The organism is Sphingopyxis sp. P1IMeth2 (genome assembly GCF_900185685.1).
Classification (GTDB): Bacteria; Pseudomonadota; Alphaproteobacteria; order Sphingomonadales; family Sphingomonadaceae; genus Sphingopyxis; species Sphingopyxis terrae_A.
Genome location: NZ_FYAT01000003.1, coordinates 11468 through 32622, shown reverse-complemented (window position 1 = coordinate 32622; position 21155 = coordinate 11468). Strand labels below are relative to the sequence as shown.

Below are 21155 nucleotides of genomic sequence, written 5' to 3'. Positions count from 1 at the left end.
GCGAGGGCCGGTCAGGTCAGTGGCGGTGGATCGAGCGGACGCGGTAGCGACCGCGATCGAGCCCGTCGAACATCGCCTCGACCTGCGGGTGATCGACCGGCCCTTCGTCGCCGTCGGCCACCAGATTCTGCTGGCTGACATAGGCGATATAGGCGCTGTCCTCGCTTTCGGCGAGTAGGTGGTAATAGGGCTGTTCCTTGGCCGGGCGGATCGCCTCGGGGATCGCCTGATACCATTCCTCACTGTTCGCGAAGACCGGATCGACGTCGAACACGACGCCGCGAAAATCGAACATCCGGTGCCGCACGATATCGCCCGGCGCAAAGCGCGCGCGTTCGATCAGCGGCGCGGATATAGCGGCGGCGGGCGTATCGGGCAGGGAAGTATTCTTGATCGTCATGTCGTTAACTTATGACGATCCGCGGGGGATTCAAGTCCATTCCCCAGTCCCGCGACGGCCCGCGCCACGGGTCGAAACATGGGGAAAAATGGAGGAGAGTGAGGGATTCGAACCCTCGGTACCGTTGCCGGCACTTCGCATTTCGAGTGCGACGCTTTCGACCACTCAGCCAACTCTCCTCGCTGAGGCGGTTGCCCCTAGCGGCGGTCCGCATATGTTGCAACCCCTTCGTCACAAAATTGCGTCCCGCCGCCATTTTTCACCGGTGCATCAGGGCCGGTCGGCCTCCCACCAATAGGGATCGCGCTTGCGATTGCCGGTTTCGGCTTCGTTGAGCGTCATCGGGTCGTAGAGCCGTCCGCCGAGCATCACGCGGTGGATCTGTTCGGTGTTGCGGATATTTTCGGTCGGATCGGCATCGAGAATCAGCAGGTCGGCGAGCTTGCCGGCCTCGAGCGAGCCGACGTCCTTTGCATAGCCGAGCGCCGTGGCCGGCATGATCGTTGCGGCGCGCAATGCATCGATATTGCTCCAACCGCCGCGTACGAAGGACCATATCTCCCAATGCGCGCCGACGCCGGCCTGCTGGCCGTGCGCGCCGATCGACACGTTGCGGCCGACCGCGGCGATCTTGCCCGCCTCGCGCGCCGAATCATCGTCGACATAGTCGCTTTCGGGCGCAATCACGCGGCGCTTGTTGTCCGCCGCCAGAATGGCAGGCGGGATGTGGCGCGCGAGGATCGGCTGTTCCCACACATTGGTATGCGCGCGCCAATAGGGATCGCCAGCAGGGCCGCCGTACGTCACCACCAGCGTCGGGGTATAGTCGGTCTTCGTCTGGCCCCACAGCTGCACCAGATCCTTGTAGAAGGTGTGCAGCGGAATATTATGCTCGACGGTCGTGTTGCCGTCCTGGATGAGCGTCAGGTCCATCGTGTAGAGCGAGCCGCCCTCGGGCACGACCGCCATATTTTCGGCCTGCGCGGCCTTGACCACCATCTGTCGCTGTTCGCGGCGGGGCTGGTTATAGTTTTTGACGCTATGCGCGCCCTGGGCCTTCAGGCGGCGGACATGCGCCAGAGCGTCTTCATAGCCGTCGATTTCGGCATAGATGCCTGCCGCCTTGGCGCCGTAGATGATCTCGCCGGTCGAGAAGATGCGCGGCGCGAGGATCAGGCCGGCACGCTGCATTTCCGACGACACGAAGATTTCGGACGCGCGCGACGACGGGTTGTGACTGGTCGTCGTTCCCATCGCGAGGTTGACCATCTCCGACCAATTCTGCTGCGGCACCAGCTCGTCATCGCCATGCGGGCCGTGGGCATGGGCATCGACAAAGCCCGGAACGATCGTTTTGCTCGTCGCATCGACCGTCACCGCGCCTGCCGGAACGGTCACGGCGCCCGCGGGCCCTACGGAAACGATGCGGTCGCCGTCGATGACGATCGCGCCATTGTCGATGATGCCGCCGTCCTTGGTCGCCATCGTCACGATTTTGGCGCCGGTGATCACCACGACGCCTTTGTGCTTCGCTGCAGCCTGGGTCATCGAAAGCGAAACGCCTTCGGTGGGCGGCGTGAATTTCACCGCGCGGTCGTCGCCGGGAGCGTCAGCGAACATTGCGCCCAGGTCGGCGCTAAACAGCGTTGCGCCGCGCGTCCAGTGGAGACGCCGGCCGCCGTCCGACCAATGCATATAGTCGGCGCCGCTGCCGCTGATCCGCGTGACGGGCAGGGCGCCGCTCTTGGTCGAAAGCGATACGTCCTGACCGCCGGGCATCAGCGGGGTGACATAGGCATCATGATTCTCGCGGAAGGCGAGGGTGCGGCCGTCGGGCGAAATTTCATAATCGCTGACCAGGTCGCCGCTGGCATGAACGCGCTTGTCCTGACCGTTGAGGTCAGTGCTGACCAGCTGGTTCTTGCCGTCGCCCGACGCGACCATGAAGATCCGGTCGCTATCGGTGCCGAACTGCGGCTTGGCGCCATTGTCGGTGATCCGGACGGGGGCGCCCCCGGTCGCTGCGACGCTGTAGATGCCGGGGTCGTCGCCCCAGCGCTGTGACGTCAAGCCGCCGCCCGAACGGCGCTCGAATGCGATCAGCTTACCATCCGGGGAATAGCGCGGTTCGGCATAGTGGCCGGGGACGCTCGTCACCTTGCGCGACGCGCCGCCGCCTCCAGCGATGGTATGGATTTCGCCAAGACCGGCGTCGGTCCAGCGCACGAAGACGATCTGCTTGCCGTCGGACGACCAACTCGGCCAGAGTTCGAACGCGGCGCTTTTGTCCGCGGTCAACCGGCGCGCGGTGCCGCCCGTCGCGGGCTTGACCCAAAGCTTGCCGAGCGTCTCGAAAACCACCTGCTTGCCGTCGGGCGAGACTTCGGCCCAGCGCGGCATCTGGGTCTGGAAGCTGTCGGGTGCGACCTTGACCACGGGATGCGTCGCATCGATGATCACGCGATCATCGTCGATCTGGAAGGGAATGATCCGCGCATCGCCACCTCCGGGGGCCACGCGGCGCAGCTTTCCGCCGGCCCAGAACAGGATTTCTCCGCTATCGGGCGTCCACGCCATATTCGGGTAGACGCCGGTGACCGCCCAGGTTTCCTGCACATCCTGATCGAGCGCGTCATAGACCTTCTTCTCGGCGCCCGAGGTCAGATCCTTGACGTAGAGTTTCGACTGCGCGCCCTCGCGGCGGACGAAGGCGAGCTTCTTTCCGTCGGGCGAGGGGGTGGGGCGCACCGCGCCGCCATCGCCCGATGCGGCGGTGTCGACCTCTCCCGTGTCGAGATTATAGCGTTCGATATGGAACAGGTCGGTGTTGCTGTCCTGCGCATATTCGAAGATCGGCCCCGGCGTGACGTTGCGCGTGTAATAGACATGCTTGCCGTCGGGCGCAAAAATCGGTTCGCCCAGCTCTTTCTGATGCCGCTCGTTCGGGCGCTTGACCAGCGGAACGCCTGCCCCGCCCGACACATGATAGAGCCAGACTTCGCCGGTGCCGAGCGAGCGCCCGGTGGTGAAATGCTTCTTGGCGACGATGAACTCACCGTCGGGACTCCAGCTCGGCTGGTTGAGCAGGCGGAATTCTTCCTTCGACAGCTGGCGCTTGTCGCTGCCGTCACGGTTCATGATCCAGATATTGTCGCCGCCGCCGCGGTCGGAGACGAAGGCGATGCGCTTGCCATCGGGCGAGAACCGCGGCTGATGCTCATAAGCGAGCCCTTCGGCGATACGGGTGGGCGTGCCGCCCGCGATGGGCATGGTGTAGATATCGCCGAGGAGGTCAAAGGCGATCGTCTTGCCATCCGGCGCGACATCGATGTTCATCCAGCTGCCTTCGTCGACCGCGATCGGCACTTTGTGCGTTACCATTCCGGGCGGCGCGTTGACGTCCCATTTTTCGGGCTTTGCGTCGGCCGCAGGCGTGGCTGCTTGTTGAGCGAAAACCGATGTCGAACAGGCCAGAGTCGCGGCCAGGGCGAGTGCAATGCGCGCCATGAAATTATCCCCTGTTGTAATTATGCTGTGAGCATATGGCGCTCCCCGCAAAGCGCAAGCCGCCGCTTTCGACGAAGCCGCTGGCGGCGTCGACGGACGGCTGCTAGCGCGATAGGTAGCAATAAAGGACTGGGAGAGATTTGTGCCGCTGACGGGAATACGCGTGCTCGATTTCGGGCGCTATATTGCGGGCCCCTATTGTGCCGCCTTGCTCGCCGATTATGGCGCCGATGTCATCCGGATCGAGGCGCCCGGCGGCAATGATGACCGTTTTACCGTGCCCGTCGCCGAGGATGGATCGGGCGCGATGTTCATGCAGATGGCGCGCGGCAAGCGGAGCCTGAGCCTGAAGCCCGGAACGCCCGAGGGCCGCGAGATCGTACGCAAATTGGTCGCCGGCGCCGATGTCGTGATCGCCAACCTGCCGCACGATGTGCTGAGCAAGCTTGGACTGGATTATGAAAGCCTGTCGGCGATCAATCCCCGCATCATTCTTGCAACCGCGTCGGCCTTCGGCAGCGAGGGGCCGCTTTCGGGGAGCGTGGGCTTCGACGCGGTGGGTCAGGCAATGTCGGGGACGATTCACCTGACCGGCACGCCCGACCAGCCCTATCGCGCGCAGGTCAATTACGTCGATTTCGGCACTGCGCTCCACTGCGCCTTCGGGGTCATGGTGGCGCTGCGTGAACGCGAGCGGACGGGGCGGGGGCAGTGCGTTTCGGGTTCGCTTCTCGGCACCGCGCTGGCCTTTTCGAACGCGTTGACGATCGATCATGCGATCAACGGGATCGAACGTCAGCCGATGGGAAATCGCAGTTTCAGCTCGGCGCCCACCGATCTGTTTCGCACCCGCGACGGCTGGATTGTTACCCAGATCGTCGGCGGCGCGATCTTCGCGCGCTGGGCGGCGCTGGTCGGGCGCCCCGAACTGGTCGACGATCCGCGATACGCAAGCGACATCGACCGCGGCGATAATGGTGCCGAACTAAGCGCGATCATGCAGAGCTGGTGCATCGAACGCAGCACCGACGCGGCGATTGCCGAGCTTGGCGCCGCGCGCGTTCCTGCCGCGCCGATCCTGAAGCCCGGCGAAGCGCTGGCGCACCCGCAGGTGGCCGCGATGGGCCTGATCGAGCCGCTTGCCTATCCCGGCTCTCCCGCGCCGGCGCCGGTAATTCGCGCGCCGATCGGGATGTCGGATGCGGCAAAGGTCACAGCGCAGCGCGCACCGCAGGCGGGCGAACATAGCGACGCGATCCTTGCGGAGCTTGGTTATGATGAAGCCAGCATTTCCGCTTTGCGCGCGCAAAGGATTATTTGATCCGCCTTGCGGTGGACGGGGTAACATCGCCTTCCTAAGTTGCGAACCACAACCGAAATCTAGCGCAGGAGTGTCCGATGGCCGACCAGAATGACTATGTGCCGCCGAAAGTGTGGAGCTGGGACAAGGAAAGCGGCGGACGTTTCGCCAACATCAACCGCCCGATCGCTGGCCCAACCCACGACAAGGATTTGCCAGTCGGCAAGCATCCGCTCCAGCTCTATTCGCTGGGTACGCCCAATGGGGTGAAGGTGACCGTCATGCTGGAGGAATTGCTCGCGGCGGGTCATTCGGGCGCCGAATATGATGCGTGGCTGATCAACATCGGCGAGGGCGACCAGTTTTCGAGCGGTTTCGTCGACGCCAATCCGAACAGCAAGATCCCGGCGCTCGTCGATCGCAGCGGCGACACGCCGATCCGGGTGTTCGAATCGGGCGCGATCCTGATCCATCTCGCCGAAAAGTTCGGAGCTTTCCTGCCGACCGATCCCGCGCAGCGCGCCGAAACGCTGTCCTGGCTGATGTGGCAGATGGGAAGCGCGCCCTTTCTCGGCGGCGGCTTCGGCCACTTCTATGCCTATGCGCCCTTCAAGCAGGAATATCCGATCAACCGCTATGCGATGGAAGTGAAGCGCCAGATGGATGTGCTCGACCGCCGTCTGGCCGACAATGAATATATCGCCGGCAGCGATTACAGCATTGCCGATATGGCGATCTGGCCCTGGTACGGCGCGCTTGCCAAGGGGTTGATCTATGACGCCGGCGAGTTCCTGCAGGTGCAGGACTACAAGAATGTCCAGCGCTGGACCGATCAGCTTGCGGCGCGCCCTGCCGTCAAGCGCGGGCGCATGGTCAATCGGGTGATGGGCGACCCCGCGTCCCAGCTGCGCGAACGCCACGATGCGTCGGATTTCGACCTCCGCACTGAGGACAAGCTGCAGGCAGCGAACGGATAATTTTGCGCATTTTGCATGCGGGGCGCGCGGGCGATCGTTAACTTCTGCCCGCGTGCCGTGCATTTCGCCGCCGACCGCTGCGCCCATATTCGGTAAATTGCGCAAAATTCCCACACGCCGCCTTTGAGCGATGCTTGACGCGCAGCGGTCATGTTGGCCGCATGACAGGTCCATACCCCCCAAAACATCGCCCGCCGCCCGACGGTCATTCGCGAGGTTCTGCGTCTGGCCCGCAACGAGCGGGCGGCGGCGGTCGTCGAAATGGCGCTGGTGCTGCCGCTGTTTCTGACGCTGCTCATCGGCATCCTGATCTACGGGCAATATTTCCTCCTCGCACATAATGTGCAGCAAGCTGCGAACGATGGCGCGCGCGCCGCGATTGTCGGCCTCGACGCCGCCGATCGCCGGGCGGTGGCGATCCGCGCGGTTGATCGCAGCATGGCGAGCATCGGCGATTACAGCCCCGCCAACCGCACGATAGCGGTCAGTGAGACAAGCGAAGCGGTGACCGTCGCGTTGACCTACACCGTTCCCGCCGACCATTTCCTCCGCTCCTCCTTCGTTCCGGCGCCCGGCCATGTGATCAGCGCCCGCGCGACCTTCGAACTGCCGGCGGATTGACGATGCGCCGGCGCATCCTCGCAAAGCTGGCGCGCGATACGCGCGGCGGGATCAGCATCGCATCGGCGCTGGCGATGACGATGCTGATCGGCTCGGCGGCGCTGGCGGTCGACTTCGGATCGCTCTATCTCGACCGCCGCAAGCTTCAGGGCATCGCCGATGCCGCCGCGCTGGCGGCGGCGGGACGCCCCGGCAACGAACGGGCGGCGGCCGACCGGATCATCGCCGCCAACTGCAATTGCGCGATCACCATATCGGCCTTCCAAGCCGGAACCTATACCGCCGATCCCGGCATAGCCGCCGAACAGCGCTTCGCCCGCGGCGGTTACACTCCCAACGCAATCCATGTCGTGCTCACCCGCGAGCGTCCGCTGTTCTTCGGGCGCTTTCTGACCGGACGCGACCATAGCGTCATATATGCCAGCGCCACCGCCGCGCGGCAGGGCTATGCCGCGTTCTCGCTCGGCTCGCGCGTCGCCGCGGTGCACGGCGGTCTGCGCAATGCGCTGCTGTCGGCGCTCACCGGGAGTCAGGTCAATCTGAACCTAATGGACTATAAGGCGTTGGCCGATGCCGACATCGATCTGCTCGCTTTTTCCGACGCGCTGCGCACCGAACTCGATGCCGACGTGCTGACCTTTGGCCAGACGCTCGATACCCAGGCGACCTTACCACAAGTGCTGGGCGCGCTCGCCAAGGCAAGCGACGGGCAGGCGGCAAAAGCGATCGGCACGCTCGCCGATGCGGCACTGCCGCGTAGCCTCCTGCCGTCGCGCGCAATCGACCTCGGCCCGCGCGCATCGAGCATCCGGATCGACCCAGCCAATCCGGTGAAGGTCAACGCGCTCAGCATGGTGCGAACGATGCTGTTGCTCGCCAACGCCAATCGCCAGCTCGATCTTGCGACCGGCGTCACCATTCCCGGGGGTTCGGGGGTCGATGTGGCGTTGATGATCGGCGAGCCGCCGGCCAACTCGCCGCTGATCGCGGTGACCGAAAAGCAGGACGTCATCGTGCGCACTGCGCAGGTCAGGCTCAAGCTGGCGGCGAGCGTCAACACGCCGCTCGCCGCAATCGATATCCCGGTCTATACCGAATTGGGATCGGCCGAAGCGCGCATTTCGGACATCGACTGCCACCACGGCAGCGACGCGGTAACACTGGGGATCAAGACGGCCCCCGCAACCTTGTCGATCGGCAAGGTCAATGCGATCGATTTTCAGAATATACAGCGCCCACTGAACCCGCAGCCGGTCAAGCTGCTCAGCCTGCCGCTCGCGAGCGTAAACGCAAAGGCCGAACTGGTGCTGTCCGATCTTTCCGAAAAGCCCGCACGCTTCACGCGCGACGACATCGACGTTGGCCGCGTCAAGACGGTCGAAAGCGGCGGATTGGTATCGGGCGCCGCCAAATCACTCGCCGATCGGATGGATTTGTCGGTCAACATCCTCGGGATCGGATTGAACGCCAAGGCGCTGACCAGCCTTGTCGGCGACACGGTCGGGCTGGCCGCGCCCGTGCTCGACGGCGTGCTTGAGAGCGTCACCGCGACGCTGGGGCTGCATCTGGGCGAGGCGGATGCGCGGGTCAACGCGCTGCGGTGCGGCAAGGCGCGATTGGTCTGATCGCTCCGTTTCGGCGCCATTGCCGGTACGCCGCGCCGCCAGCCGCCCCGCGTTCCTCCCATAATATGTCCATGGCTTCGAAGGGGAGGCGAATTTGGCGACGGCACAGGAACCCGAACGGGTATCGGCGGCGGACTTCATCCGGGGATTTGCAAGCTGGCGGCTCCGGTCGGCGCGGCGTCCGGTTGTAGTGACACACCATGGAAAGGACGCGCACGTTCTGATCTCGCACGATGATTACCGGCGGCTGCGCAAGCCCGCGAGCGGCGAAGCGGTCGACGCGCTGCAGGCCTCGCTTGCGAACCTCGTCGAGGCGATCCGCGATGCGGTGCTGCTGTTCGATCGCGACCGGCGTATCGTGGCGCTCAACCCCGCCGCGCGCGATTTGGTCGCCGGTGATGACGATCTGCTCGGGCGCCAATTGGTCGATATATTTCCGGGTTTCGGGGCAAGTCTGGCGGCGAGCCATGTCGCCCGGCTGATCGAATGCCGCGAACGCTTTGCGGGCGAGGTGCCTGGTCTTTTGCATCCGCGCCAGTGGCTGCGCGTCGACCTGGTGCCGGTTCCCGCGGGCGGCGCGATGATCCTTCGCGACACAAGCGCGACCTTCGAGGGGGCGGTCGAAGGCGACACGCGCGCCGCGACGATTGCGGCGATCGAGGCGCAGGGAATGATCGGCCACGCCCGCCTTTCGGTGCGCGAGGCGATCGAGGACGCCAATTCTGCGCTGATTTCGATGGTAGGCGTCGACGCGCTGGCGATCCGGCGCGTGCGCTTTTCGGCGCTGTTGTCGATCGCGACGCGGCGCTGCTTTGCCGAAGCGCTCGAAACCGTATTCCGCACCGGCGAACCCGCGCGCGTCGAGGCCGAGCTGATCAGCCGCGAAGGCGAGGCGGTGCCCGTAACCTTGTCGATCGCCGAACGGCGCGGCGCCTATGCCAGCGATGGCGCGGTGGTCGTGGCGGTACCAAGGTCGCCGCGGGCGGGGTGAGCGGTCGATAACGATCGATTCCGGTCATTCCCTCCAAATCGGCGGCGAACGGCGGTTACTGGGTGGAAAGTCGGCCTATGCCTGCTACATCTAGGCGAATGAAGAGTGTCCCAATGGTCCTCGCCCTGCTTTGCTTTTCCGGGTGTGCAAATTATGCAATCTCGATGGAGCAGGCTCGTGCAGAAGAGAGGCTTCCAACGTCTGACGAGGTTGCCGCCTATATCCGCTTGCAGTGGGAAACGGACTACGGCCCACGATTTGCTCGATTTGCGTCTCGCCCGTCGCAGAAGCCCGTTTTAGTGTCTGTGAATAATGTGCGGTGCGACTATTACATCGCCGCGCCGGAATGCTCTTTTGAAGTTGTGGCCCACTTTCTTAACGAGCTCCCGCAGCCGCAGAACATGGTAGATCGATACGGCTGGACAGATGACGGCAAGCTACAATCGGTTATCGTGATGTATCACCAGCGGAGGCGATAGGCGCGGCCATCTCGCATCGTCCGCAACCGGTCGCTCTCCGCCATTCCGACTCCCGTCCCCGATTTGCTAGAACCAGTTCCCCCGCGTGATCGCGGTGCTGCCCGCGGGAAGCGAGTAAAAGTCGCCATCTTCGCCGACGACGATCGGCCCCGGATAGCGCCGCTTCGCATCACCTAGAAACGCGGCGTCAAGGTAGCGCGACGGATAGGGCGGGACGATGTGGCTGAGGACGAGCATTCGCACCCCGGCGACCTTCGCACTGTCCGCCGCTTGCGCGGGGCCGGCGTGATAATCGAGGATGTCGTCCATGATCTGCCCGGTCTGCGGTCGGCCCGACGCCTTGAGCTGCGCAGCGATCAGTTTGACCATTTCGGGTTGCAGCGCTTCGTGCACCAGAAGATCGGCGCCCTTGGCAACCCGTTCTACCATTTTCGATGGCGCCGTATCGCCGCTCAGCACGACGCTGCGCCCCTTGTAATCGAAGCGATAGCCGACCGCGGGTTGCACCGGGCGATGATCGACCGGGAAGGCGGTCACGCGGAGGCCGTCCGCTTCATAGACGACGACCGGTTCGGTGGGCGTCGCGAAGGGGAGGGCCGTCGCACCCGCCGCGGCGGGCGGGGTCACGACCGGCCCGTGGTGCGCTGTGCGATAGCCATTGTCGAGCGCATAGGCCGCGTCGAAGCCGCCGATCACCTGATCGAGTCCCGTCGGGCCGTAGACGGGCAGGGGCGCCTTGTTGCCGCTGCCCGTCCAGCGCAGCAGCATCATCGGACCCATGCCGTCGATATGATCCGAATGATAATGGGTCAGGAACAGCGCCTTGATCTGGCCATTGGGCAGCCCCATCAGCGAGATGTTGCGCGCGCCGCCTTCGCCGGCATCGACAACGAACATCGCCTTGCCGGCAATCACCACCGTACAGGCGCCAGCACGATCGCGGTTGGGGAGCGGCGATCCGGTGCCGCACAGCGCCACATGCAGACCGTCGGGCAGACCGGCGAGATGGTCGCGGCCGACGCCGCGCTCGACGCCGCGCTTGAACACCCACATGCCGATCTGTTGCTGGAACAGCATTGCCGCGCCGCCGCACAGCGCGATCAGCACCGCAAGCGCGACGAGCAGCCGCAAAGATTTCCGCATTTTCCTCTCCCGCCCCTTGGTCCGCTCCTTTCATGCGACGACGCGGGCGTCTGGACAAGGGCCGATGTTCGGCGCAGTCTCCGGACGACTGCGTTTCGTCGCGCAACTTACCTTTACGTAAACGTGAGCGCTTTCTATAAGGGCGCCATAGCCCAAGGGAGAATCAGAAAATGGACATGGAGTTCAGCCCCGAAGATCTCGCTTTCCAGAAGGAAGTGCGCGACTTCATCGCCGAAAATTACCCCGCCGAGCTGCGCGGCAAGCAGGACGAAGGGGATGAACTGACCAAGGAAGACTTCCTTGCGTGGCACAAGATTCTCTACAAAAAGGGCTGGGTCGCGCCGGCCTGGCCGGTCGAATATGGCGGCACCGGCTGGACCCCGACGCAGCGTTTCATCTTTTCGGAAGAAACCGCGCGCGCCGATTGTATCCGCCTGATGCCATTCGGCCTGTCGATGGTCGGCCCGGTCATCTACACCTTCGGAACCCCCGAACAGAAAGCGCGCTTCCTGCCGCGCATCCTGTCGGGCGAGGATTGGTGGTGCCAGGGCTATTCGGAGCCCGGTTCGGGATCGGACCTTGCCTCGCTGCGTACCGTCGCGGTGCGGGACGGCGATGAATATGTCGTCAACGGCCAGAAGACCTGGACGACGATGGCGCAGCATGCCGACTGGGGCTTTTTCCTAGTTCGCACCGACAAGGACGCCAAGCAGCAGGAGGGCATTTCCTTCCTGCTGATCGACATGAAGTCGCCCGGCATCACCGTGCGTCCGATCATCACGCTCGGCGGCGAGCATGAGGTCAACGAAGTCTTCCTCGAAGACGTGCGCGTGCCGGTCGAGCAGCGCGTCTATGAGGAGAACAAAGGCTGGACCTGCGCCAAATTCCTCCTCGCGCACGAACGCACGGGCATCGCCGGTGTCGCCTCGTCGAAGCGCGGCGTCGAACGCGTCAAGGCGATCGCGCGCACCGAACTCGACGGCGACAAGGCGCTGCTTCAGAACCCCTTCTTCAAGCGCAAGGTCGCGGAACTGGAGATCGACCTGACCGCGCTTGAATTCACCGAACTGCGCAGTCTGGCCGGCGCCAATGCCGGCAAGGGACCGGGACCGGAATCGAGCCTGCTCAAGATCAAGGGGTCCGAAATCCAGCAGCGGCTCACCGAACTGACGCTGGAAGCGGTCGGCCATTACGGGGCGCCCTATTTCCGCGGCTTCGGGGAAGGCGATAACGAGCACCCGATCGGTCCCGACTATGCACACCGCGCCGCGCCGACCTATTTCAACATGCGCAAGACCACGATCTATGGCGGGTCGAACGAGATCCAGCGCAACATCATCGCGAAGATGGTTCTGGGACTCTGATCACATAATCAACGTCATCCCGGTGGAGGCCGGGATCTCGACCTGTTGCCATGATGCGGCAGTGAGATTCCGGCTTTCGCCGGGATGACGATGAAATCGAGGATAACGACAATGGATTTCACCTATACCGAAACGCAGGACATGATCCGCGACACGCTGTCGCGCTTCCTCTCGGACACCTATGATTTCGAGACGCGTCAGAAGTTCATCAATTCGGACAGCGGGCGCGATCCGGCGATCTGGACGGCGCTGGCGCAGGAACTCGGAATGCTTGGCGCTGCCTTTTCGGAAGAACAGGGCGGCCTTGGCGGCGGGGCGCTGGAAAATGCGATCGTCATGGAGGAACTGGGCAAGGTCATCGGGATCGAGCCCTATCTGCCGACCGTCGTGATCGCGGGCGGCGCGTTGAAGGCCGTTGGCGGCGCGCAGGCCGATGCGATGATCCCCGAAATCATCGGCGGCAACGCCATCGTTGCCTTTGCATACGCCGAACCGCAGGGGCGCTATGATCTCGCCAATCTACGCACGACTGCGAAGAAGGATGGAGCGGGCTATGTCCTGAACGGTCACAAGGGCGTCGTCTATGCCGCACCTTGGGCGACCCATCTGCTCGTCACGGCGCGGACCGGCGGCGGCCAGCGCGACCAGGATGGCGTGTCGCTGTTCCTGATCGACGCCAATCTTCCCGGCATCGTGCGCCGCGATTATCCCACCGTCGATGGCAACCGCGCATCGGAAATCTATTTCGAAAATGTCGCGGTCCCGGGCGATGCGCTGCTCGGCGGCGAAGGCGCCGCGCTGCCGCTGATCGAACAGATCGTCGATGAAGCGACCGTCGCGGTCTGTGCCGAGGCGACCGGCGTGATGCAGAAGCTGCACGAAGGCACGCTGGAATATACCCAGCAACGCAAGCAGTTCGGCGTTCCGATCGCCAAGTTCCAGGTGCTGCAGCACCGCATGGTAGACATGTTCATGGAAGTCGAACAGGCGCGGTCGATGACGATCATGGGCACGCTGAAGCTCGACCTCGCGGCCGATGCGCGCAAGGCGGCTGTTTCTGCGTGCAAGTCGAAGGTGAGCCGCGGCGCGAAATTCGTCGGCCAGAATGCGATCCAGACGCACGGCGGCATCGGCATCACGCAGGAACTGGCGATCGGCCATTATTTCAAGCGTGCGACGATGATCGAGGGGCAGTTCGGCAGCGCTGACTATCACCTCGACAGGTTCGAGCAACTGACCCTCGCCGAATGAGGGTGTGCCGTCGGCATCGCGCTCAATAAGCGATGTCGACGGCGACCCGCAGCGTCCGCGGCCGCAGCGGCGTCAGATAGCCGGGGCTCCCCTCGACGAAGGGCGTTCCGAGCGCGAACCGATTCCCTTTTAAATCGAGCAGATTGGTCAGCGTCACCGACAGGCCGCGCCGCCCGTTGCCGAGCCGCATCGCAAGGCCGGTATCGACATAATCGCCCTGGCCCTCGCCAAGCACCGGCCCGATCCCGAGCCGCGACGGTCCGATATAGTTGGCCCAGCCGTTGATCCGGATTTCCTCGTCGTCGCCGACGGGCGCCGCATAGGTGATCGCTCCGCGCACCGCATGGCTTGCGACATTGGGGATCCGCCCCAGCCGGCCCGGCGCAAAATCGGCAACCAGCGCGATTTGGGGAGCCAGATCATCGACGCGGCTATGGTTATAGACCGCGCCCAGATCGAAGGAGAGAGTGGGCGTCACGCGGACGGCGAGCGAACCCGAGATGCTGGTGATACGCCCATCGCCGATGTTGGCGGTCGTCGGAAAGCCGTTGCCGTCGATGAAGTCGGCCTGAATGTTGAACCAGCGCGTGTGCGATACCGAAATATTGGCATCGAACGGGGTGCGGCCGCGCTCGCCGAGCCTTATGCCGCCTTCCCACGTATGAACCCGGTCGTTGCGATAACGGCGGACGAAATTGCCGTCGACGGCAAGGCCGCCGGGCCGAAACCCCTCCTGATACCGCGCATAAAGCGTCAGGTTCGATAGCGGCCGCGCGAGAATGGCGAAGGAAGGAAGAAGGTCGCTTTCGTTGCGATGCGCGGTGATCGCCTTGCCCGACGCTGCGAGCGCCAGAGCGAGGGCGACGTCTTCGCCGCTTCCGCCCAAGCGTGCGTGCGAGTAACGCAGCCCCGCCGTAGCAATCACATCGGGCAAAAGTTCGGCCGTCAGCTCGCCATAGCCGGTATATTCGGTAACGCGGTTGGTGACGCCGGTCAGTGCCGACCGCATCTGGATGCCGCCGAATTCGCGGCGCTGCTGCGTTTCATTGTCGACGATGCTCGCGCCGACCACCCAACCCCAACCGTCGCTATAGGGGCGCGACAATCGCGTCTCGCTCGCCCACATGCGCGTATCGTTGAACTGGTCCAGAACGCGCGGGTCGCCGCCCGCGGGGGTGGCGTCGAAGCGCTCGTAAAGCCGGTGATCGATATAGGCGTTCGAGGATTGCAGGCGCAGATTGTCCCAGTCGCGTGTAACGACGAGCGTGCCCATCCCGTAACGGCCGCGCGCATTCTGCTCGACGAGCGAATTGCGCGTCAGCGGCGGTGCATCCTTGTCGGCATACTGGGCATCGTCGGCGGTCGTCGATTGATAGACGCCGCCGATATCGACGGTCCAGTCGGCCGCCGGGACAAGGCGCAATGTCCCGCGGCCGCCGCGCACCGTGACGCGATTGACGTCATTCTGGCCGAGCAGCGAATTGTCGATATAGCCGCCATCGGTGATCATATAGCCGACAAGGCGCAGTGCGCTGCCGCTGTCGCCGATCGGGACATTGGCGATGGAGCCGATGTCGCCGCCCGGTTCGCCATGCTGGGTTGCGGTCAGACCGGCGATCGCCTGTACGCTCGCCTCTCGCGCGTCGGGTGCGCGCGGCACGACGCGGATGATGCCGCCAAGCGATCCCGCGCCGTAGAGGGTGCCTTGCGGCCCTTCGAGCACCTCGACGCTGTCGATGTCATAGAGGCGCAGGTCGGGGTCGGGGGCGTTGTAGCTCAGCCGAATGTCGCCGAAATATTGCCCGACGGTTGCCTGTGTCGGCCCCGTGAAGCTGGAATCGGCGATTCCGCGGATGAACAGCTTGTTGCGGCCCGAGCCCAGATGGGTCGACGACACGGTGGCCATTCGCGACAGGATGGATTCCGTACCGCGCTCGCCGCCGAATGCCAGATCGTCGCCATCCATCCGGGTGACGACGCCCGCAAAACTGGAATAGGGCAGGTCGGCCTTTGTCGCGGTCACGATGAATTCATACGGCGGCGCTTCGGGCGGCGGCGCTGCCGCAGGCACCGCAGGCGGGGGCGGGCGACGTACGGAGCGCGGGGCGACCTGCTTCTCGATTCGCCAGCTTGTGGCGCTGACCCGCACTGCGCGCACGCCCGTGCCGTCGAGCATCTGCCGGATCGCTTCGTCGACCGACATCCGCCCGCGCACCGGGCGCATCCGCGTCCGCCACAGCGCCGGGTCGCTGACGCTGATGCTGACACCGCCCTGACGGCTGAGCAACGGAAGCGAGGTCGAAAGACTGGCGCGGGGCACGTCGAACGCGCGTTCTTCAGCCGCCATCGCCTGCGCGGGCAGGATGATAGTCGCGAGTCCCAGCGCAAGAGACAGGCGCGCGTGCATCGTCAGCGGCTGACCACCCAGCCATCGCCGCGCCGCTCGGCTTTGGCGCCCGACAGCGCCGCAAGGTCGGCCACGGTGCGATCGCTCGCCTTGTCGACGACGAGGGTACCGCGGAACGACAAGCGCGACGCCGAGGGATCGATCTGCACGGATATCCCAGCCGTCCGCTTCAGATCGTCGGCGACGGTCTGAAGCGCCGCGCCGTCATAGACCAGCAGGCCGCTCCGCCATCCACCGACCGTGGCCGTACCGACGCGCCGTATGCGTGGCGGCTGCGTATCGCCGTCGCGCGCGTCGATCGCTTGCCCAGCCACCAGGCGCAGCTTGCTGCGATCGGGGGAATAGAGCACGACGCCCTCCGAAACCGCGACCGCGGTCCGATTGCCGGCGCGCACCACATTGAAGGCCGTCCCGAGATCGATGATCTGCGTTCCGCCCGTTTCGACGACGAAAGGGCTGTCGGTGCGGTGCACGACATGGAACATCGCTTCGCCGCTTTCCAGCCGGGCAAAGCGCGGATGGTCCTTGTCGAGCCGCAGGGTCGAGCCGCCGTTGATCTCGATCCGCGAGCCGTCGGCAAGGGTGATCGTGCGATGCTCACCCGCGGCGGTCTGGATCACGTTCCGGCCGCCCGACAGGTCGAGCGAGGGGAGGGCGACGACCCCGACGATCGCCGCGGCGACCGCTCCGCCAAGCCACCAGCGACGCGGCATGCCCCGATCGAGTTCAGCCGGATCATTCGCCGGGGATACCGACGGCGCAGCGGGGGGCAACGCATCGAGATCGAGGTCGAGGCTCGCCAACGCGTCGTAGATTTCGGCATGTCCTGGGTCCTCGGCAAGCCAGTCGGCAAAGCCGTCCCAATCGGCAAAGTCGGGCGCGCGTTGGCGGACGATCCAGTCGATCGCCTGGGCTTCGCTCGCGGTCACATGGTCAGCCGGCATCGAATTGCCTCCTGACGGCAGCGAGCGCGGCGTAGACCTTGCGGAGATCGGCCTCCACCGTACTTATGCTGATGCCCATTTCGGCGGCGATATCGCGTTGCAATACCCCGTCGAAGCGGAATCGACGAAAGACCTGTGCCGGGCGATCGCCGGTCGCAGCGATGGCGCGCTCGGTCATTGCCAATTGCTCGCGCGAGATAAGCACCGCCTCGGCGCCGGGTTTCTGCGCTGCGCTCGCTTCGCCCCACGCCTTGTCACGCAACTGGCTCTGACGCACCGAACGATAGCGGTCAAGCATCAAATTATTGGCCGCGCGCATGACATAAGAGAGCGGGTCGGCTACAGGGCCGCTGTGGCGTTCGGTCAGGCGCATCCACAAATCCTGAAACAGATCTTCGGCAGCATCGCCCGCGCCGCGAACCGTCAGAAACCGGATGATCCGGTCGCGGTTGGCGAGCAGGACGCCCTCGATGCCGTGGGCCGCGTCGGATCGGTCATTTGCCTCGGTCATTCTGAACTTGTTTCGGAACGCCATTCCTTTTCGATCCCGGCCCGCCCGACCGGCACCATACGCCCCCCCGCTGATGCCGCCATATAGCGGCAGCGAGGAGGCTTGCAACCGCGGTCGAGCGCGGCCACGCACCGGTACCAGTGCGAACGCGCGCATCGGCATGGTTCCGGGGGTTGTCATTCTGTCGGCCTTTGCAAGGGGGAGGCGGGGGTAGGGAGTGCCTCCCCCTTGCGGCTGCGACCGGCCCCGATGGGGGGCTTAGAGGCCGACGCGCAGGCTTGCACGGAACGCCCAGCCGATATGGCTTTGCTGTTCTTCCGCGGACACTTCGGCGCCGGCCTGAAAGGCCGAATTGCCGACGATGCCGCGGATGCGGCCGACCCAGCCGCTCGTGCGATCATCGGGGACCAGGGTAAACGGCGTGCCGTCCTTGAACGACGCGACCGTCGCACCCAGCGACCCGCTGACGATCTGGCGGCGGCCACCTTCGATTTCGAAGCGTGTCCAGCCGTCATATTCGTCGGCGCCCCCGAACTCGAGCCCAAGCGCGACGGTGCCGCTGACCGACAATTCGTCGCTGCTGCGGCCGGCGACGGTCAGATCGAGCGCGTCACCGCCGCCGGTTTCGGCATAGCCGTCTTCCTTGAGCTTGAAATAATCCACCGCGAGCGTGGGCCGGAAGCTGATCCCGCCAAGCTGCGCGTCGCGCGCGATCGAGCCCGATGCCGACCACAGCGTCGCATCCCATTTGCCGCGCATCGTTTCGCGAATATCCTCGGCACCGGCTTCGGCGCTGAACACGCGTGTGCCCTTGAGCCGGATCGGAGCGCCGGAAACGCGCGCATGGGCCAGCCAGTCGTTCGAATTCAGGCGCCAGTAGAGCGCGCCTTCCCACTGGGTCGAGCTGACCTCGCTGTCGTTGCTGCTGTTGCCGTCCTTACCGCTGAGGAAGGCCGCCGACGCACCGAAATTGCCGATGCCGCTCTTGATCTCGGCGCCGAGCGAAATGCCCCAGCCGCTGACATCATAACCCGCGGTATCGCCGATGCTCTTCGACGTGCCCCATACGGCCTGGTTGACCCAATAGCCCCATTTGCCCTCGTCCTGGAACGGCGCGTTGGGGTCTTGCAGATAGCGTGCGAGCGCGCGCGAGCCCGAGGTGACGGTTTCGAAGACGCCGCCTTCATGTTCGGGCAGCATCTGGTTGAGCTGATTGCGGAACTGGTCGCCATCGACGATGTCGAGGAAGACGCCTTCGACCACCTGGTCGGCCGAAAGCGCATCGACGACCGCGTTGAACGCCGACGCCTGCGACCGGTTGAGGCCAAGCTCGCTCGTGCTCTTTCGCGCGATGTTGACGCGCAGCTCGTTCGCCGTCGAGGTCAGCGTGCCCTTGTAGAGGAAGGGCACGAGCGTCGATGTGGCCGTCAGATTGTCCGCGCCGGTCAGCGTTCCTGCCGTCAGGACGACGTGGTCACCCTCGGCATCCTCGATGCTCGACAGCTTCAGCGCCAACTTGGAATCGGCGGCAAAGCTGGCCGTGCCGGTCACCTGCAACGCCGTGCCGGTGCTGCCGCTGTCGAGCGTGACCGCGACGATGCCCTTGTTGGTCACCGCGAGCGACGAGATGGTGGCCGCGCCGGCAATGTCGAAGGTGCCGCCGTCGACCGACACCGCAAGACCCTGCGCATTGGCGAGTTGCCCCGCAAAGCGGGCGGTGCCGCCGATCGACAAGATGTCCGTGCCGCCGCCGAAGTCGGCATTGCCGGTAAACACCGACGTTCCCGTCAGCGCCATCGTGTCATTGCCGCTGCCGAAGCGCGCATTGCCGGCATAGGTGGCGTCGCCAGACAGCGCGAGGCGGTTGTCGCCGGCGCCGAAATAGCTGTTCCCCTTCACCGAACCGTCGGCGATGTCGAAGATATCGTTGCCGGTACCGAAGCGGACGTCGCCCGTAATCGACGGCGCGGTGACACCCGATGCAACCGCCGTCTGCTTGACGGTCGCACCGCCGCCGTTGGCCGACAGGTCGATCGCGACATTGCGATCCGACGACGCGAGCGCGCCGCTGGCGCTGATCGCGCCGCTGTTCTCGACCATGTCGACATTGCCCGACAGATCGACGATCGCGCGCGCGGTCGCGGCATCGCCGCCGGCCTTGGCCGAGATCGACCCGCTGTTACGGATCAGCGCCACGTCGGCGCCCGCTTCCACCAGGATGCCGGTGATCGACGAGGTCGCGCTGCTGCCGCCCGTCGCATCGATCTTGCCCGCGTTGCGGATTTCCGGCGTGATCGTTCCCGCACCGGCGCGGATCGCGGTTGCCGACGCATCCTTCGACGTGGCTTGAACGCTGCCGCTGATACCCACGCCGCCGGCGATGGTAACATTATGCCCCATGCCGCCGAGTTGGATCGCCGTCGCGTCCTTGCCCGCATAAAGGCCGTTTCCCTGCACCGAACCGTCGATGATCAGGCCGAAGCCGGTTCCCGTTCCGGCAACGGCACCGATCGCGATGTCGCGGTCCGCCGAGCCGATCCGCATCGCGGGGGCCGAACCGAAGGAGCGGACGACCGCCGATCCTTCCTTGTCGTCGTCGATGCCGTCCTTGTCCTCATCCTTGTCGGCAGCGTTCGTGTCCTTGGGCGGGACAGCCAGGACGATGCCGCCGCTGACATCGCCTTCGATCGACAGCGCCGGGCCGCCGATCAGCAGATCGTCGGCGTCGAGCTTCGCCGGGTCGGATGGCGCCGCCGTGTAGCGATAGCCGGTGGCGGTGAGCGTGCCCTGCACGACAAGCGCGCCGTTGATGTTGCCCGAAAGCCGCGCGGCGACTGCATCCACGCCCTGCGCGGTAATCGTGCCGGCGAGGCGGACATTGCCGGTGACATCCTGCAGTCCGACGCCGAGTGCGCGGTCGCCGATGACCGATACCTTGCCGTCGGTCGTGAAATTGCCGGTGAGCGGTCCGCCAAGCCGGATGCCCGCCGAATCATTGCCCTCGACCGTCACTTCGCCGCTGTTGACGATATTGCCGGTAAAGGCGCCGCCGGTTGCGATGCCGACGCGGTTCGATCCGACCGCAAAGGGCCCGTCGAGATCGCCGTCATTGTCGATGTCGGTGGGGGTATAGCTTTCGTCGATGATGATCTTGCCGGTCGCCGAATTGGTGATCGTGCCGGTCACGCCCGCATTGGCAAAAATGCCGCGCGCGCCGTCCGAATTGGTGATCTGGATCGTGCCGTCGTTGGTGACCTTGTTGTTGCTGTCGATCGTGACCGCCGTGCCGCTCGTCGGCTTGATCGAGCCTGCAGAGCCGATCTTGATATCGTCGGCTGCGCCCGATTTGACGGTCGAGGTGCTGACCGGCGTTGTCGTCGCGGTGGTGATGCTCGTTTCGGCGTATGCAGGCATGGCGATGATCGTCGCCAGGCAGGTCGATGCCAGCAGGGTCTTGCGCATGGAGTTCCTCTTTTGATGTCCCCCCGGGTCGATGGCCCGGAACCGAACACAAGACGGAGCGCGCCGCGCGCGACCTTGGAAAAAAGTCGCGCGCCGGCTTTTGGCCGCAAGAAACGGAACGGATCGGATGCACGGTCCCGCTATTCGCCGCCTCTCACCGCACGACGAAGGGG

General features: G+C 64.8%; 15 protein-coding genes and 1 tRNA gene. 8 read left to right on the top strand and 8 right to left on the bottom strand.

Annotated features, from left to right (window positions below; genetic code table 11):
• Positions 1–16: 16 nt before the first annotated feature.
• From hspQ to P1IM2_RS05460, 3 genes are all read right to left on the bottom strand, one after another.
• Complete coding sequence (hspQ, locus tag P1IM2_RS05470) at positions 17–400, bottom strand: heat shock protein HspQ (RefSeq protein ID WP_062902462.1); 384 nt, start codon at positions 398–400, stop codon at positions 17–19.
• Positions 401–489: 89 nt separating this feature from the next.
• Positions 490–579, bottom strand: a tRNA-Ser gene (locus P1IM2_RS05465).
• A gap of 91 nt (positions 580–670) precedes the next feature.
• Positions 671–3907, bottom strand: a complete 3237-nt coding sequence (locus P1IM2_RS05460) for an amidohydrolase family protein (RefSeq protein ID WP_186401730.1) — start codon at positions 3905–3907, stop codon at positions 671–673.
• Positions 3908–4049: 142 nt separating this feature from the next.
• On the opposite strand from P1IM2_RS05460, the gene P1IM2_RS05455 reads away from it, so the two are divergent.
• The 6 genes from P1IM2_RS05455 to P1IM2_RS05430 all read left to right on the top strand — a co-directional run bounded on the left by P1IM2_RS05455 (position 4050) and on the right by P1IM2_RS05430 (position 9900).
• A complete protein-coding gene (locus tag P1IM2_RS05455) occupies positions 4050–5228 on the top strand; it encodes a CaiB/BaiF CoA-transferase family protein (RefSeq protein WP_186401729.1) in 1179 nt (392 codons plus the stop codon).
• A gap of 77 nt (positions 5229–5305) precedes the next feature.
• Complete coding sequence (gene yghU, locus P1IM2_RS05450; RefSeq protein WP_003044038.1) at positions 5306–6184, top strand: glutathione-dependent disulfide-bond oxidoreductase; 879 nt, start codon at positions 5306–5308, stop codon at positions 6182–6184.
• Between the two features lie 261 nt (positions 6185–6445).
• Positions 6446–6805: a TadE/TadG family type IV pilus assembly protein gene (locus P1IM2_RS05445; protein ID WP_082819954.1), complete on the top strand. Its 360-nt coding sequence runs from the start codon at positions 6446–6448 to the stop codon at positions 6803–6805.
• Between the two features lie 2 nt (positions 6806–6807).
• Entirely contained in the window at positions 6808–8430 is a 1623-nt protein-coding gene (locus P1IM2_RS05440) for a TadG family pilus assembly protein (protein WP_186401728.1), read from the top strand.
• A gap of 94 nt (positions 8431–8524) precedes the next feature.
• The gene (locus P1IM2_RS05435; RefSeq protein ID WP_186401727.1) at positions 8525–9421 is read left to right on the top strand and encodes a PAS domain-containing protein; all 897 of its coding nucleotides are present in this window, start codon (positions 8525–8527) and stop codon (positions 9419–9421) included.
• Between the two features lie 113 nt (positions 9422–9534).
• On the top strand, positions 9535–9900 hold the full coding sequence (locus P1IM2_RS05430) for a hypothetical protein (RefSeq protein WP_186401726.1): 366 nt from the start codon (positions 9535–9537) through the stop codon (positions 9898–9900).
• Positions 9901–9966: 66 nt separating this feature from the next.
• On the opposite strand, the gene P1IM2_RS05425 is transcribed toward P1IM2_RS05430, so the two are convergent.
• A complete protein-coding gene (locus P1IM2_RS05425; protein ID WP_186401725.1) occupies positions 9967–11043 on the bottom strand; it encodes an MBL fold metallo-hydrolase in 1077 nt (358 codons plus the stop codon).
• A 170-nt stretch (positions 11044–11213) separates the two neighbouring features.
• Here P1IM2_RS05425 and P1IM2_RS05420 point away from each other — a divergent pair, with 170 nt between their 5' ends.
• The gene (locus tag P1IM2_RS05420) at positions 11214–12407 is read left to right on the top strand and encodes an acyl-CoA dehydrogenase family protein (protein ID WP_003051642.1); all 1194 of its coding nucleotides are present in this window, start codon (positions 11214–11216) and stop codon (positions 12405–12407) included.
• A gap of 111 nt (positions 12408–12518) precedes the next feature.
• Positions 12519–13658, top strand: coding sequence for an acyl-CoA dehydrogenase family protein (locus P1IM2_RS05415; protein ID WP_058811631.1), 1140 nt, complete (start codon positions 12519–12521; stop codon positions 13656–13658).
• 22 nt (positions 13659–13680) lie between these two features.
• Here the strand turns inward: P1IM2_RS05415 and P1IM2_RS05410 are convergent, their stop codons facing one another.
• The 4 genes from P1IM2_RS05410 to P1IM2_RS05395 all read right to left on the bottom strand — a co-directional run bounded on the left by P1IM2_RS05410 (position 13681) and on the right by P1IM2_RS05395 (position 20982).
• Entirely contained in the window at positions 13681–16065 is a 2385-nt protein-coding gene (locus P1IM2_RS05410; RefSeq protein ID WP_186401724.1) for a TonB-dependent receptor domain-containing protein, read from the bottom strand.
• Between the two features lie 2 nt (positions 16066–16067).
• Entirely contained in the window at positions 16068–17009 is a 942-nt protein-coding gene (locus P1IM2_RS05405; RefSeq protein WP_062902452.1) for a FecR family protein, read from the bottom strand.
• Positions 16999–17682 (bottom strand): sigma-70 family RNA polymerase sigma factor, encoded by a 684-nt coding sequence (locus P1IM2_RS05400; protein ID WP_313906801.1) that lies wholly within the window; start codon positions 17680–17682, stop codon positions 16999–17001. Before P1IM2_RS05400 ends, P1IM2_RS05405 begins: the two co-directional genes overlap by 11 nt.
• A gap of 96 nt (positions 17683–17778) precedes the next feature.
• On the bottom strand, positions 17779–20982 hold the full coding sequence (locus P1IM2_RS05395) for an autotransporter domain-containing protein (RefSeq protein WP_186401723.1): 3204 nt from the start codon (positions 20980–20982) through the stop codon (positions 17779–17781).
• Between the last annotated feature and the right edge of the window lie 173 nt (positions 20983–21155).

What these genes read in the sequence shown, in the direction of transcription:
- P1IM2_RS05395 (WP_186401723.1), bottom strand. Translation starts at nt 20,982, where the DNA reads ATGCGCAAGACCCTGCTGGCATCGACCTGCCTGGCGACGATCATCGCC.
- P1IM2_RS05400 (WP_313906801.1), bottom strand. Translation starts at nt 17,682, where the DNA reads ATGCCGATGCGCGCGTTCGCACTGGTACCGGTGCGTGGCCGCGCTCGA.
- P1IM2_RS05430 (WP_186401726.1), top strand. Translation starts at nt 9,535, where the DNA reads ATGGTCCTCGCCCTGCTTTGCTTTTCCGGGTGTGCAAATTATGCAATC.
- yghU (WP_003044038.1), top strand. Translation starts at nt 5,306, where the DNA reads ATGGCCGACCAGAATGACTATGTGCCGCCGAAAGTGTGGAGCTGGGAC.
- P1IM2_RS05420 (WP_003051642.1), top strand. Translation starts at nt 11,214, where the DNA reads ATGGACATGGAGTTCAGCCCCGAAGATCTCGCTTTCCAGAAGGAAGTG.
- P1IM2_RS05410 (WP_186401724.1), bottom strand. Translation starts at nt 16,065, where the DNA reads ATGCACGCGCGCCTGTCTCTTGCGCTGGGACTCGCGACTATCATCCTG.
- P1IM2_RS05405 (WP_062902452.1), bottom strand. Translation starts at nt 17,009, where the DNA reads ATGCCGGCTGACCATGTGACCGCGAGCGAAGCCCAGGCGATCGACTGG.
- hspQ (WP_062902462.1), bottom strand. Translation starts at nt 400, where the DNA reads ATGACGATCAAGAATACTTCCCTGCCCGATACGCCCGCCGCCGCTATA.
- P1IM2_RS05445 (WP_082819954.1), top strand. Translation starts at nt 6,446, where the DNA reads ATGGCGCTGGTGCTGCCGCTGTTTCTGACGCTGCTCATCGGCATCCTG.
- P1IM2_RS05415 (WP_058811631.1), top strand. Translation starts at nt 12,519, where the DNA reads ATGGATTTCACCTATACCGAAACGCAGGACATGATCCGCGACACGCTG.
- P1IM2_RS05460 (WP_186401730.1), bottom strand. Translation starts at nt 3,907, where the DNA reads ATGGCGCGCATTGCACTCGCCCTGGCCGCGACTCTGGCCTGTTCGACA.
- P1IM2_RS05440 (WP_186401728.1), top strand. Translation starts at nt 6,808, where the DNA reads ATGCGCCGGCGCATCCTCGCAAAGCTGGCGCGCGATACGCGCGGCGGG.
- P1IM2_RS05425 (WP_186401725.1), bottom strand. Translation starts at nt 11,043, where the DNA reads ATGCGGAAATCTTTGCGGCTGCTCGTCGCGCTTGCGGTGCTGATCGCG.